Source organism: Alysiella filiformis (assembly GCF_014054525.1).
GTDB classification, from domain to species: domain Bacteria; phylum Pseudomonadota; class Gammaproteobacteria; order Burkholderiales; family Neisseriaceae; genus Simonsiella; species Simonsiella filiformis.
The window spans coordinates 1,372,886-1,386,777 of sequence record NZ_CP059564.1 but is presented as its reverse complement, the minus strand read 5'-3'; the positions used below and the strand labels follow the sequence as shown (position 1 = coordinate 1,386,777).

At 46.4% G+C, this 13,892-nt stretch carries 17 protein-coding genes; 6 read left to right on the top strand and 11 right to left on the bottom strand.

The window, feature by feature from the left end; all coding sequences use genetic code 11:
• Window positions 1-153: 153 nt before the first annotated feature.
• From H3L97_RS06870 to H3L97_RS06825, 10 genes are all read right to left on the bottom strand, one after another.
• Window positions 154-1,311 (bottom strand): THUMP domain-containing class I SAM-dependent RNA methyltransferase, encoded by a 1,158-nt coding sequence (locus tag H3L97_RS06870; protein WP_097114816.1) that lies wholly within the window; start codon window positions 1,309-1,311, stop codon window positions 154-156.
• Between the two features lie 49 nt (window positions 1,312-1,360).
• A complete protein-coding gene (locus H3L97_RS06865; protein ID WP_143269177.1) occupies window positions 1,361-2,293 on the bottom strand; it encodes a hypothetical protein in 933 nt (310 codons plus the stop codon).
• A 94-nt stretch (window positions 2,294-2,387) separates the two neighbouring features.
• Window positions 2,388-3,107, bottom strand: coding sequence for a DUF2167 domain-containing protein (locus tag H3L97_RS06860; RefSeq protein WP_097114818.1), 720 nt, complete (start codon window positions 3,105-3,107; stop codon window positions 2,388-2,390).
• Window positions 3,094-3,330 carry a hypothetical protein gene (locus H3L97_RS06855; RefSeq protein ID WP_097114819.1) on the bottom strand — a complete coding sequence of 79 codons (237 nt, stop codon included), beginning with the start codon at window positions 3,328-3,330 and terminating at the stop codon, window positions 3,094-3,096. Before H3L97_RS06855 ends, H3L97_RS06860 begins: the two co-directional genes overlap by 14 nt.
• A 271-nt stretch (window positions 3,331-3,601) precedes the next feature.
• Entirely contained in the window at window positions 3,602-4,663 is a 1,062-nt protein-coding gene (locus H3L97_RS06850; RefSeq protein WP_097114820.1) for a zinc ribbon domain-containing protein, read from the bottom strand.
• A 58-nt stretch (window positions 4,664-4,721) separates the two neighbouring features.
• Window positions 4,722-4,934, bottom strand: a complete 213-nt coding sequence (locus tag H3L97_RS06845) for a PspC domain-containing protein (RefSeq protein ID WP_097114821.1) — start codon at window positions 4,932-4,934, stop codon at window positions 4,722-4,724.
• A gap of 131 nt (window positions 4,935-5,065) precedes the next feature.
• A complete protein-coding gene (locus tag H3L97_RS06840; protein ID WP_097114822.1) occupies window positions 5,066-6,373 on the bottom strand; it encodes a CitMHS family transporter in 1,308 nt (435 codons plus the stop codon).
• Window positions 6,374-6,587: 214 nt separating this feature from the next.
• Window positions 6,588-6,911 (bottom strand): rhodanese-like domain-containing protein, encoded by a 324-nt coding sequence (locus H3L97_RS06835; protein ID WP_097114823.1) that lies wholly within the window; start codon window positions 6,909-6,911, stop codon window positions 6,588-6,590.
• A gap of 38 nt (window positions 6,912-6,949) precedes the next feature.
• Window positions 6,950-7,609 carry a protein-L-isoaspartate O-methyltransferase family protein gene (locus H3L97_RS06830; RefSeq protein WP_097114824.1) on the bottom strand — a complete coding sequence of 220 codons (660 nt, stop codon included), beginning with the start codon at window positions 7,607-7,609 and terminating at the stop codon, window positions 6,950-6,952.
• Between the two features lie 171 nt (window positions 7,610-7,780).
• Window positions 7,781-8,311 (bottom strand): GAF domain-containing protein, encoded by a 531-nt coding sequence (locus tag H3L97_RS06825; RefSeq protein WP_097114825.1) that lies wholly within the window; start codon window positions 8,309-8,311, stop codon window positions 7,781-7,783.
• A gap of 221 nt (window positions 8,312-8,532) precedes the next feature.
• On the opposite strand from H3L97_RS06825, the gene H3L97_RS06820 reads away from it, so the two are divergent.
• Window positions 8,533-8,865, top strand: coding sequence for an SH3 domain-containing protein (locus tag H3L97_RS06820; RefSeq protein WP_224446373.1), 333 nt, complete (start codon window positions 8,533-8,535; stop codon window positions 8,863-8,865).
• 371 nt (window positions 8,866-9,236) lie between these two features.
• Here the strand turns inward: H3L97_RS06820 and dapE are convergent, their stop codons facing one another.
• Window positions 9,237-10,364: a succinyl-diaminopimelate desuccinylase gene (dapE, locus tag H3L97_RS06815; protein ID WP_179655768.1), complete on the bottom strand. Its 1,128-nt coding sequence runs from the start codon at window positions 10,362-10,364 to the stop codon at window positions 9,237-9,239.
• A gap of 312 nt (window positions 10,365-10,676) precedes the next feature.
• Here dapE and H3L97_RS06810 point away from each other — a divergent pair, with 312 nt between their 5' ends.
• The 5 genes from H3L97_RS06810 (at window position 10,677) to holB (ending at window position 13,877) form a co-directional block, all read left to right on the top strand.
• Window positions 10,677-11,033 (top strand): roadblock/LC7 domain-containing protein, encoded by a 357-nt coding sequence (locus H3L97_RS06810; protein WP_097113660.1) that lies wholly within the window; start codon window positions 10,677-10,679, stop codon window positions 11,031-11,033.
• 24 nt (window positions 11,034-11,057) lie between these two features.
• Window positions 11,058-11,531, top strand: a complete 474-nt coding sequence (locus tag H3L97_RS06805) for a PAS domain-containing protein (RefSeq protein ID WP_097113514.1) — start codon at window positions 11,058-11,060, stop codon at window positions 11,529-11,531.
• 39 nt (window positions 11,532-11,570) lie between these two features.
• The gene (locus tag H3L97_RS06800; protein ID WP_097113515.1) at window positions 11,571-12,314 is read left to right on the top strand and encodes a PhnD/SsuA/transferrin family substrate-binding protein; all 744 of its coding nucleotides are present in this window, start codon (window positions 11,571-11,573) and stop codon (window positions 12,312-12,314) included.
• Window positions 12,315-12,394: 80 nt separating this feature from the next.
• On the top strand, window positions 12,395-12,874 hold the full coding sequence (locus H3L97_RS06795) for a CinA family protein (RefSeq protein WP_097113516.1): 480 nt from the start codon (window positions 12,395-12,397) through the stop codon (window positions 12,872-12,874).
• Window positions 12,875-12,902: 28 nt separating this feature from the next.
• Window positions 12,903-13,877 carry a DNA polymerase III subunit delta' gene (holB, locus tag H3L97_RS06790; protein ID WP_097113517.1) on the top strand — a complete coding sequence of 325 codons (975 nt, stop codon included), beginning with the start codon at window positions 12,903-12,905 and terminating at the stop codon, window positions 13,875-13,877.
• The last annotated feature ends 15 nt before the right edge of the window (window positions 13,878-13,892 follow it).

Genomic DNA, 13,892 nt, shown 5'->3' with positions numbered 1-13,892 from the left:
TTATTTTAATGCTTAAATTTAAATAGGCGATATGATAGCGGTTATTGCCCCATGCTGCCAAGTGATACGCGCGATTTCTTTAACCACAATTAACGAAAATTCGCCTAAATCGGCATAAGTGCCACACATTTTCAGGCTGCCTGAAACCCCATTTTACGCTTTATCGCGATTGCTGCCCGCCACCATGTCCAACACAAACAAACGACAATCCAAATTGCCATTAAACAGGGGGATTTTGCGTTTGGGTTTTAAGCGCATGAGTTTGGGCATTTCCATGTCGCCCGACAGCAAACCAATCGTCCAGCCTGCATAATGCTGTTTCAACCAGCTACCCAACTGTGGATACAGCGCGTGCAATGCTTGTACTTCCGCCAAACGCACCCCATAGGGCGGATTGGACACCACAATCCCCTTTTCGCCATTGGGTCGTGTGTCTTGCGCATCCAAAGTATTGAAATCAATAAACATATCCACTTCGGCTGCGCGTGCATTTTCTTGGGCGATTCGGGTCATGGCGCGGTCGTTGTCGCTGGCAGCGATTTTGTTTTTGGGTTTATCGTGAATTTGGGCGCGGGCTTCGGCTTTCAATTTCACCCACAAGGCTTTGTCAAAATTCAAAAATTGTTCAAATGCAAAACGGCGGTTTAAGCCAGCCGCACGGTTGAGCGCAATCCAAGCTGCTTCAATCGCAATCGTGCCGCTACCGCAAAACGGGTCTTGGAAAGGCTGCGAGCCGTCATAGCCTGCCAACAGCAACAAACCTGCCGCCAAATTTTCGCGCAATGGGGCTTCGCCTGTGTCTTGGCGGTAGCCGCGTTTGAACAGGGTTTCGCCGCTCGTGTCCACGAAAATGGACACATTTTGCTCGTCCAAAAAGGCGTGAATGCGAACATCGGGGCGATTTTTGTCTATGCTGGGGCGTTCGCCGCAATGGTTGCGGAAACGGTCGCATACGCCATCTTTGATTTTTAGGGCAATAAAATCAAGGCTTTTGACTTTGGCGCGTTTGCCTTCCACTTTCACGCGAAAGGTTTGATTGACTTTAAACCATTCTTGCCATTTGAGATTTTTGGCGGCTTTGTAAATGTCGTCTTCGCTGCGATAGCTGGCGCGTGTGAGTTGCAGCAACACGCGGCTGGCAGTTCGGCTGTGCAAATTGGCGCGGTAAACTTCGTTCAGGCTGCCTTTGCAGGCTACGCCACCGTCAGTGGGGGCGATGTCGGTGCAGCCTTGTTGCGCCAATTCTTGCGCCAAAATGGTTTCTAAACCGCGTGGGCAAGTGGCGAATAGTGTGTATTGGGTGTTGTTCATAAATATTCGTTTCTTGTTTTATTTCAATTTCAGGCTGGCTGAAAAGTTTTTAATATTTCGGATGTGGCGTTTGTTTTTGTAAAACGGCTCGGGCAGTTTGCACAATGTCCCTTGGAATGGCATTTTGATAAACATAGGAAATCCACTCTATTTCTTGACCTTGTTTGGTTTCAATCGTTATCCATGCCCCCTGTCGATTGCGATTGAAATAAATGCCACGCAAATCTTGCCATGCCACGAAAATGGTTTTTTGTCTGCGAAAACGCGGATACAGGGTCAAACCTTCACGGTTCATGTGGGCAATGATGCGCGTGGGTTTGGGCGGTTTCGTTAAATGGCGATAAGCAGCATACACACAGAATAAGAACAGGGCAACACTGCCCACTCTCTCATTCCAAACCAACAAGGATAAGAATACAACAGGGTAAATCAATATCATATTCAACAGAAATAGGGGTGTGATGCTGTCATAATCATTGGTTTGCCAAATATGCTCAAAATCTGGCTGAAATAGGGCTTGGCTGGGTGCTTGTCTCTGCCGTTGGATTTGGTGGTATTCTTTTTGGATTTCACGGACTTGTTGATACGTTAAACGCGGCAGCAGCAAGCGCGTGTACCGCTTTTCGCCATGCAAAACAGTCAAAACCACAGGCGTATCATCACGGCTTACCAAACCTGTAATATCCTCCCATGCAAATTGTCGCAAAACCTGATGACGGTAACCGATGATTTTCAAACCATCATTGTCCATGATGAGCGCGGGCGAACGGGAAAACAAATCGCGCCAACCCAAAGCATACGCCGATACCACGCACAACACCAGCACACCCGTTATCACATACCAACGCAAACCAATTACCCCCAAACTCAACCACGACAGCAAAATAATTACCGTCCAAGCCGTAAAAGCCCATGCACGCCAAATACGTTGCTGTCGGTAGCCGTACCAAATATGGGTTAGTTGTGGTGTGTTGTTCATCATATTCAGGGTAAAAAAGTTTCAGGCTACCTTACAGCACACGACACTTTGTGATGTTGCCACTTTTGTCGTGTACTGTCAGGCTGCCTGAAAACCATCATTCAGCATTATCATGGTTTTCATTGTCTTTTTTGCGTGAAAACAATTTTTTAATTGCCACCCAAATCGGAATCAATGCCAACACCAGCAGTTTGCCAAATTTCGCCAACAACACGCCCAGCATGGCAAACAAACCCAATTTTTTCGCAGCCAAGCCGCCCACCAAAGCCGCCAAACCGTATTCTGCCACTTTGTCGGTGGCGGGGTTGAAATCGGTGTAGCGCAAACCTTCTTTAAACTCAATTTTGCTCAATAAATCTTGTGCCACCAATTTGTCTTGCGCGATGGTTTTGTCGCCTGTAATCAAGGTTAAATTGATGTAACCCTTTCTGCCCAAAGCATAAGTGTTGTAATTGACTGCGGCTTCGCCATTGGGGTCGCTTTTTTCGCGCACGTCCACCGACCAAATCAGGCGATGGGTTTGCGCGTCATAATGTGGTTTTTCAATCCAATCTTTAACCATAATCGCTGAAATGCCTTTTTCGGCACGCACTTTATTTTGTGCTTCTGTGCCATCTTTCAGATTTTGCAACATTTCATCGGCTTTCCAATCTTTTGCGTCATCGTCTTTGATGTAGCCCGATTCTTCGTAGCTCAAATCAAACCACCAATCGGGGGATTTGTCGCCTTGTTCTTTGGGGAAAATCATGCCGTAGCGTTTGGAATTGACCGAGTTGCCAAACATTTCTGCCAACTGATTGGCTTCATTTTTTTGCAAAAAAAACCATGTTTTCAGGCAGGCTCAATGTGGCTTCATTGCCTAATTCAATGGTGGTTTTGCCCTGCACCGCTTTTTTGAACAAAGCGTCCAAAACCTGTTCTTGCGATGAAGTGGACGACACCACCGTTTCAGACGCTGCCTGTTGTGGTGCTGCCTGAACGTTGGACATTGCCAGCAGCAAGCTGGCACACAAAATACCCATGTGTTTTTTGATGAACATGATGGATTCTCCTTGGTAAAATCACAATAATCACGATAAAAACTGTTTGGCTGCCTGCAATCTGTTCCCTCCCCTGTCTGGTGGGGGAGAGAGTAGGTTCGTGGCAACATCAAAAATTGTCGTATGCTGTAAATGTAACGTGAGTTTGGGATAAAAATCATTGATAAATACGCCTTCTCTCCAACTCTCTCCCATAGGGAGAGAGCGAGATTGTTGGTCAATTTACAGTTACTTATCCCCAATTCACGTTCAGTGTAAGGCTGCCTGAAACTCACTCGTGCTTCTGCCCACACGCATAGCAATAGCGGTTAAACGCGCTGCTGCGTGTTTGGCAGTTGCCGCATTTTTTGAATAATTGTACGCTGCAATGTGGACAAAAATCCATGTTTTCATTGGTAAAATCCAAAGGGCGTTCGCAACTGGGGCAAATGTGTTTCGCCAAACGGTTTTGTGCCAAATCGTAGTTTAAGGTTTCGCGTTCGGTAATCGGCTGGGCTTCTTCGGCTTGTTTGCGCTCCAAATAGCGGTACATGGCGGCAATGGCGTATTTGCCCACCAACACGGTTACGGCAATGCCGACCAAATGGCGCACATAGCCGCCATAACTGGGCAAATACGGCACCAGTTCCACAAAAAACGCAAACAGCGCAAAGAAAATAAATCCCCACACAAAGGGAAACCAACGCGACTGCCGTTTGTTTTTAAACAACCAACCCGCCGCCAACAAAAGCGGCAAGGTCAAAGCCAAACGATACAAAAACACTTTCAATTCGGTGGCGCGGTCGGCGGCGGCTTTGAGCGGTTGGGCGGCGGTTTCCAAATCGTTCAGGCTGCCTGAAATTTGCTCAATGGCTTGTTCGGTGTCCAATTTTTGTTGGCGAACTTGCTCCACTTGTTTTTCCAAATCGCGTTCTTTGGCGAGCAGTTGTTCGTATTCGGCGGTGCGTTCAAAGACTTTTTCGTTTTGCTCGCGGTCTTCGCTGATTTTGCGCGTGGCAAGCGAGGCGATGTATTTTTCGCGCTGCGATTGGGTTTCGTTGCGCTGTTTTTCAAGGGCAAGCTGGGCTTGTTCCAAAGCGTTTTCGTGTTCGCCCAAGCGTTTTTCCAGTTGCGATTTTTGCGCGTTGAGTTGTTCATATTGCGCTTTGTCGGCAATGTAGTGCGACAATTCGTGGGATTGTTCCACTTTGGGCAAATCGTCCACGATTTTGCCGCCCAAGCCAATCAGAAAACTGGCAAACACTACCGCCAACAACCACAATCCGCGCCTGAACCATTTTTCGGTACGGCGATTGGTTTCTGCCAATGTGGGGGTAGATTTTTTCGTTCGCATGATGAATCTCCGTGATTTTGGCTGGAAAAAAGCGTTCAGGCTGCCTGAAAATCATTGTTTACTGATAAGAATCTTGATTGGCATTGGGCATCATGAACCACAACACCACATAAATCAAAATTCCTGGTACAGCCACGCTCACACTCGACACAATCACAAACGCAATGCGCACCAAATTGGGCGACCAACCCAAATATTCGGCAATGCCACCCATCACCCCTGCAATCATGCGGTAATTGTAGGAACGGTGTAATTTAACCAATCGTGCCATGATTTTTCTCCTAAATGGTGGTTTCAGGCTGCTATTCTACTCGTTTCAACACACATCACAACACAAAAAACAAATTCAGCGTGAGTAAAACCACATTTTACCCACGCCGAACGCTTGATTTCAGGACAAAATCACAAAGGAATCACGCCTATCATGATGGATGCTGCCAAAGTCAAAAGCGAAATGCCCCAAATCCAAAAAAATGAATAACGAATGTGTTTGCCCATAGACAGTTGCGCCAAACCCAAGCCCATCCACAAAGCAGGCGACAAGGGCGTAACAAACGTGCCAACAATGCTGCCAATCAACATGGCATAACCTGCGGCTGTGGGCGGTACACCTGCTTGTGAAGTAATTTGCTCCACCACAGGAAACAAACCAAAATAGTAAGCATCGGTACTCAACACCAGCTCCAAAGGTATGCCCAATATGCCAATGATGATGTGCAAATAGGGCAACATGGCTTGTGGCAACACTTTCACAATGTCATTGGCAATCGCGTCCAACATACCCGAGCCTTTTAAAATGCCCAAAAATGTGCCAGCCGCCAAAATAATGCTTGCCATCATGATTGCGCCACCTGCATGGGCGTTGATTCGCGCCATTTGCTCTTTGGGGCTGCGGTAGTTGATGATGAGCGTCAATGCGGTTGCAATCATAAACACATAGCCCGATGGCAAGACGCCCGAAAACAGCACCGCCATCGTCAAAACAAACAAGCCCACATTCACCCAAAACAAATGGGGTCGTGCCAATTCATCGTTTTGCTCGTTTTCTGCCACAATCAGGCTGGTTTCAATGGTGGGCAATGCACCCAATTCTTTCACAATGCGTTTTTTCTCGCGCAAGCCCAAAAAAATCGCCAAAATGGTAATCAAAACAATCGCAATCACCTGCACCGTAAACAGGGGTTGATACAATTCGTTCACGTCCATTTTCAATACGGTTGCCACGCGCCCTGTTGGACCACCCCACGGCAACATATTGATGACGCCTGCACTCGCTGCCAACAGCAAAAACAGCAAATAGGGATTCATGTGCAATTTGCGATAAAGCGGAATTAAGGCTGGCACAACCAACAAAAAGGTGGTTGCCCCTGCGCCATCCAACTGCGCCACCACCGACACAAACACCGTTCCCACGCTCACGGCAACAATATTGCCGCGCGTCAGCTTAATCAGCGCATTGATAAGCGGCTTAAACAAACCCACATCGCTCATTGTGCCAAAAAACAAAATGGCAAAAATGAACATAATCACAATCTGAATCACCGAACGTGTGCCGTCTGTGTAGAATGTTTTGATTTGTTCAAGGTCAAATCCTGCCACCACCACGCCAATCAATGGCACCAACACCATGGCGATTACGGGCGAAACTTTTTCGGTTAGCAGCAATGCCACAATGATGGCAATAATGGATAATCCAATTAAAGTGAGCATAAATGTCCCCCAAATGCAAAAAATAGCTAATCAATTTTAATTTTTGTAAAGATTGGGAATGTATCACATTTATGCGGGTTTGGTGCAAAAAATCACGATGATTTATTCTAAAATAAGCCAATCATTTGATTTTCATTTAAATTAAAATGCTTTTCAGGCTGCCTGAAAGCAATGAACGGACTGTTTTTCAAAATGAAATGATGTATTTTGTAAATCAATACCGCGCCACATTGGGGTCAATTTGCTGCGACCACGCATCAATGCCGCCGCTCAAATTGTACAAATTATCAAACCCCAAATGTTCCAAATAACGCGCCACATTCATGCTGCGTATGCCGTGATGACAATACACCACAATCGGCACATCATCGGGCAATTCATTGTTGCGCAATGGAATTAAATTCATGGGAATGTGCAGGCTGCCTGAAATGTGGCACAACGCCACTTCATCATCTTCGCGCACATCAAGCAAAATGCTGTCGGGATTATCTTGCAAAAATTGGGCGGCTTCGGTGGCGGTTAAACTTTGAATGCTCATGGTTTTCTCCAAAAATTCAGGCAGCCTGAATGGTTTTTTTAAAAAACAAACTGTTTTTGCGGTGCAAGTGCGTTTTCGTTCAAACGGGCAATTTGCGTGTCAAACAAAACCTGCTGGCGAAAATCTTTGCCATGGCGTGTGATGAGCAAGCAGCGTTGCAACACATCATCACCCACCACCACAACCATGCGTCCACCATGTTCATTCAGGCGCGATTGGAGCAATTCTGGCACGCTGCTGACGCTGCCGCCAATGTAAATGGCATCGTAAATGCCGTGGCTTTCGCCCAGTTGAAAGCCATCGGTGTTTTCATAACGCACATTATTGATTTGCAAGCGATTTAAAATGGTACGCGCAAATTGCTGTTGCACCGAATCCACATCAAAAGTTTGCACTTCGCTGGACATTTTCGCCAACACCGCCGTGGCATAACCCGAACCTGTGCCAATTTCCAAAACTTTGTCGGTGGCTTGCAAATTCAAGCCTTGCACCATACGCGCCACGATTTTGGGTTCGAGCATGCTGCCGCCATTTGCCAAGCGCAAAGGCATATCGGCATAGGCATAGCCACGCTGCTCGGGCAAAACAAATTCTTCGCGCGGAATGCTTTCCAAAACATCGAGCAAATCAAAATTCAATACGTCCCAAGGGCGAATTTGCTGCTCCACCATATTAAAACGCGCTTGTTTAAAATCCATGTTTTTGTTCCTTATTTTGATTTTCAGGCTGCCTTGCCATACATGATAAAATGAAAAATGAAAAAAGTTGTTGCCTTCGGCGACTTACTTTTGAAAAAAGTAAGCCAAATACATTAAAGCTGAACGGTTTGCGTTTCAAAAACAACATCTCAGGCTGCCTGAAACACAAAATTATACCGCAGCCACAAGCGGCTGACACATTTCAGGCACATTTAATTCGCGCGTGAGCATGGTGCAAATTTGCGACAAATATTCGGCATCGGTTTCATCAAATTGTGCCAATTCGGTATCGTCCACGTCCAAAACGCCAATGATTTGCCCGTGCCGATTGTACAAAGGCAACACAATTTCCGATTGCGACAAGCTGGAACAGGCAATGTGGTCGGGGTGTTCGTTTACATTTGGCACAATCATCACGCGATTTTGCGCCCACGCCTGCCCACACACACCGCGTCCTTTGGCAATGCGCGTACACGCCAATGTGCCTTGAAAAGCGTTTAAAATCAAATTTTCTTGGGTTTTATCCACCAAATAAAAGCCCACCCAAAACCAGCCAAAGGCTTCTTTCAATACCGCGCTGACGTTGGCTAAATTGGCAACAAACAAATCGGCATCGCCACGCAGCAGCATTTGTAGTTGGGGCAATAAAGTGGCATATTTTTCAGATTTACTGGATTCAGGTGTAAAATGAAAGTTGTGCATCATGGTTTTTCTGTGTTTTCTGTTGTAAAAAAGGAAACAAAAGGTTAATCAAGGTTAATAACAAATAAATTATGGGATTTAGTATTGATATACCATTTTGTGAAACTTTACAATACATCATCATTTAATGTTTTAATATCAATAACAAAAATCCGCTCAAAATTGCGATTGTGCGATTTTGAATTTTTCTCACACCAACCCATTTGACAAGGTAATTTATTATGAAAAAAACCGCACTGTTCTTAATCATTGCTGCATTGGTTAGCCAAACCGCCACTGCACGCTTGTTGCCCACCAGCATTCGCGTGGACAATTCCGCTTCTTGCATGGTTGCCGACCCCACTGGCACTTTGCTCAATGTACGCGAAACCCCAGCAGGCAAACGCTTGGGCTCATTAAAAAATGGCACCAAATTGACTTTGACCCATTTTGATGACGATTCACGCGGCAGAACTTGGAGCTATGTGAAATGGGAAGGTCAGCCTTTGCAAAAAACCAACGAAAAACCCAATGAAGGTTGGGTTATCCGTGAATACATTAGCTGCAAATTGTAATCATCTCGCTTGATTTCAAGCAGCCTAAAACCTTTGCAAAACCTACTTTTAAACTGACGTAGGGGCGGATTTCATATCCGCCCTTTTTTCAATTTATTGATAAGAATGAAAATTTCTGCGAACCTAAACGGGGCAGATATGAAATCTGCCCCTACAAACCGAGTTTTGCAAAGGTTTCAGCCTTACAGTACACGACATTTTTGATATTGCCACTAACCTACCCCCTCCCCCTATGTAAGGGGGAGGGCTGGGGTGGGGGTTAGAAACGCGAAGAGCCACCCCCACCCTAACCCTCCCCCGCCAGCAGGGGAGGGGACAGGTTACAGACAACCTGAAAGATTTTTGTCATGTACTGAAAGGCTGCCTGAATGTCATTTCAACAATGCCATCATCATTTTTTCGTAAATTTGCGACAGTTTTTCAATATCGTCAATCAAAATGTGTTCGTCAATTTGGTGGATTGTGGCATTGACAAAACCCAATTCAATCAATTCTTTGGCAATCGCTTTAATGAAACGCCCATCAGATGTGCCGCCCGATGTGGACAATTCGGCTTGCACGCCACACACTTCGTCAATCGCTTGTTGGGCGATTTGGGTCAATTTGCCCGCTTCGGTCAAAAACGGATTGCCCGACAAAGACCACGCCAAATCGTATTGCAATGCGTGTTTGTCCAAAATGGCGTGAACGCGCGTTTTCAGGCTGCTTTCGGTTTGTTCGGTTGAAAAGCGGAAATTGAATTTCACGTTCACATTGGCTGGAATCACATTGGTTGCGCCTGTGCCACCGTTGATGTTGGAAACTTGAAAACTGGTGGCGGGAAAATAATCGTTGCCCGTGTCCCATTCGGTTGCGGCAAGTTCTGCCAAAGCTGGGGCGAGTGCGTGAATGGGGTTTTTTGCCAAATGTGGGTAGGCAATATGCCCCTGTTTGCCATGCACGGTCAGGCTGCCTGAAAGTGAGCCGCGTCTGCCGTTTTTCAGCGTGTCGCCCAACTGTTGTACGGCGGTGGGTTCGCCCACAATGCAATAATCCATGTGTTCGTTTCTGGCTTTGAGTACATCAACCACTTTGGTTGTGCCATCGCGGGCATCGCCTTCTTCGTCCGAAGTGATGAGCAGCGCAAGGCTGCCTGAAAAATGCGGATTTGCCGCCACAAATCTTTCGCAAGCGGTAACGAAACAGGCAATGGCGGTTTTCATGTCTGCCGCGCCGCGTGCGTAGAGTTTGCCTTCGTGTTCGGTGGGCGAAAATGGGGGGAATGTCCACTTATCCACATCGCCCGTTGGCACCACATCGGTATGCCCTGCAAAACACAATACAGGCGCGGTGTTGCCCAGTCGCAACCACAGGTTTTTGGTTTGCCCAAAATTCATGGCTTCGCAAGTGAAACCGATTTTTTGCAAACGTTCGGCGATGATTTTTTGGCAATTTTTATCATCAGGGGTAATGGATTGTTCGGAAAGCAGTTGTTTGGCTAATTCTAGGGTCGGATTCATGTTCAGGCTGCCTGAAAATCAAAAAGCACATTTTAGCGCGAAACCCGCACAAAGTCGTGGCAATCAAACAAATTGATTTTGGCTAAAACATCATTATTCAAATAAGAATGATTTGACCTATATCAAAACAAAGCATGATTTAAAAAAACAAAGCACTTAATTTAAAGAAAAACATTTGCATTGCACACAAAATGCTTGTACATTGCGCTACCCAAAAAAGTTTTTAAAGTTTTAAATAAATATTAACGCTCTAAATTGATTTCAGGCAGCCTGAAATCAAAAATGCGTCTCATAAGGTTCAAGATTATGTTTATGAATGCACAAATGATTCAACTCACACTCAATGAGTTGAACGCCTCATCAGAAGATATTTTGGCTTCCGCACTGATTTCCAATGACGGCTTACCTGTGGTTACGGCACTGTCTGCCGATGTAGATGGCGACCGCGTTGGCGGTATGACTGCCGCCCTGCTGTCGTTGGGAACGCGCGTTACCAAAGAATTGCGTTGCGGCAACATGAATCAGGTTATTGTGCGTGGCGATGAAGGCTACTTGCTGCTGCTGGAAGCCAACGAAGAAATGGTTTTGGTGGTTACCGCCAAAGAAGATGCCAAATTGGGCTTGATTTTGTTTCAAGCACGCAGCGCAATCAAAAACTTATGGAATTAAAATTGTTTTTAGGAATCACACAATATGCAAATGCCTCAACCTCAACAATCATTTGATACGCACACATTAAACAACCACGATAGCACCACACGCACCGTTTACACCACCGATGTGGAAACGTCTTTTCCCGATGGCTGCCTGATTACCTCTCGCACCGATTTAAATGGCATCATCACCCACGCCAACGAAGCCTTCATCACCATGAGCGGCTGGGAACGCGATGAAATCATCGGTCAGCCCCACCACATGTTGCGCCACCCCGATATGCCCAAAGCCGCCTTTGCCGACCTGTGGGCAACCGTGCAACGCGGCGAAAAATGGAATGGCTATGTGAAAAATTTACGCAAAGATGGCGGATTTTATTGGGTTTACGCCACCGTTATCCCCAATATTCGCAATGGTCAAACCGTGGGCTTTACATCGGTGCGCCGCAAACCCGCTCGCGCCAAAATTGATGAAATGCAAAAAATTTACCAAGAAATGCTGCAAAACGAATAAAATAAACAGCAAGACAGTTCAAGAAAGAATATTTCAATTATGCTTAATTTCTTAATTGCCCCCGATTTTCCACCCAAAAATTTCATTGGCTGGCACATGTTCAACACCTGCCTGCAACGCCGTACCAGCCAGCCTGTTCATTTGCTCACGCCCACCGACCATTTGGAACAAATGGAATGGCTGGACAGCAAAACCGTTGATTTGATTTATGCCAACCCTTTTGATGCCACCAAATTGGTGCGCGAAAAAGGCTATTTGCCTGTGGCAATACCTGTGGATAAGTTTGATGAAGTGGTCATTGCCACGCATTTAAACAGCCCATATCAGCATTCTGATGAATTGAAAGCTGGCTGCAAAATCATCGCCACCGACAATTTTGACGTGCGCTTGATTGGCTTGCGTTTGCTCGAATCGGCTGGTGTACACGAACAGGACATCAACTGGGTGCCTGCGTCCACTTTCCCTGTGGCAGCGCGCAATTTGATTGACCAACAAGGCGATGCGGCATTTTTCTTGGCATCGGCATACCACAGTTTCAACAACATGACCCACAGCCAACTGCGCGTTTTGATGGAAAGCAGCCTGAAAGAATTGAGCCATGTGGTGTTGTTGCACCCCAGCCAAGCCGATTCGCAAGCCTTGTTGCAACAGGCTTTTGCCGACATGATTAACCACCCTGCCGACAAAATGGCTTTGGAAGATTTGGGCTTGGAAAAAGGTTTCCGCGTTTTAACCGAAGAAGATGTGGAATTCATGATTGATTTGATTGATACGCTCAAATAAAATTTTAAGCTGTCTGAAAAGTTTTCAGGCAGCTTTTTGCTATAATTCAGGCTGGCTGAAACATTGTGGCAAAATAAACCATGACCCGACTTGAATACATCGCACAAGAATTAACCGCCCGCAAAAAAACCGTTACCACCGCCGAGTCGTGTACTGGCGGTTTGCTTTCTGCTGCGCTGACTTCACTTTCAGGCAGCTCTGCCTATTTTCAACGCGGCTTTGTAACCTATTCCAACCAATCCAAAACGCAAATGTTGAACGTGTTGCCCTCTACCCTTCGCGCTTATGGCGCGGTGAGCGAAGAAACGGCGCGTGAAATGGCTTTGGGCGCATTGCTTGCCACGCGCAACGATTATGCTTTGAGCATCACAGGCGTGGCAGGCCCCGATGGTGGCACAGAAAAAAATCCCGTTGGCACGGTGTGGTTTGGCTTTGCCACCAAGCAGCGCATTTGGGCAAAAAAATACCACTTTCAAGGCGACCGCAACCAAATCCGCCAACAAGCCGTACAATACGCTTTGGCAATTTTGGAACATTATTTAAAAACATCGGACAAATGATGTTCAGACAGCCTGAAAGCACCAATTCATGATTTACGAATGGCACCAACCCATCTGGCACAAATTAACGGCACATTGGGACAATCAACCCAATGCGTGGTTGCTCGTGGGCAAACAAAACACAGGCAAAACCGCCTTTGCCCAACATTTCGTGCAAGCCCTATTGTGTGAAACGCCCCAAAATGGGCATGAGCCTTGTGGCGTGTGTCCGTCTTGCCATTTGTTTGAACAGCAGGCACACCCCGATTTTTACCGCCTCACACCCGAAGACAATGACGATGGCAACAGCAAAAAACTGTTACAAATCAAAATTGATACCGTGCGCCAAATCCTAGAACCTTTGCACCAAACATCGGTGCGTGGCGGTCGGCGCGTGGTGCTGATTAACCCTGCCGAAGGCTTGAACACGCAAGCCGCCAATGCCTTGCTCAAAATGCTGGAAGAGCCACCCGAATCGGTTATTTTTCTGCTGGTGGCACACAACCGCGACCGCGTTTTGCCCACCATCAAAAGCCGTTGTCGGCAACTGATTTTGCCTGCGCCCAGCGTTCAGGCTGCCTTAAATTTTGTTCAGCAGCAAAATTTGCCCGATGCGGAAAATTTATTGGCATTTCACAGCCACGCACCGCTTTTCCAACATCAAGCCGAACAAACACAATTACGCAATCAATTATTGGATTTGTTGAGCCAGCCGCGTTTATTGGGCATTTTGGATTATGCTGCCGAATTTGATAAAGCCAAATTGCCACTTGCCACGCTGTTGGATTGGTTGAGTAAATGGTTGATTGATTTGGGATTGGCGCAACAGCACATTGCCGCCCTGTATTATCCACAACGCGCCGCCAACCTCAACAAATTGGCACAAAAAACCCACGCTGCGGCACTTTTCCGCTTTCAGGCAGCCTTAAACGCGCTCGCCCCTTACGGACACCACAGTTTAAATGTTAAAATGCAAGTGGAAGACTTGTTGTGTGGCTATTTGGCTTTCACACAAAACAAATAGATTTTTAAAGGAAAA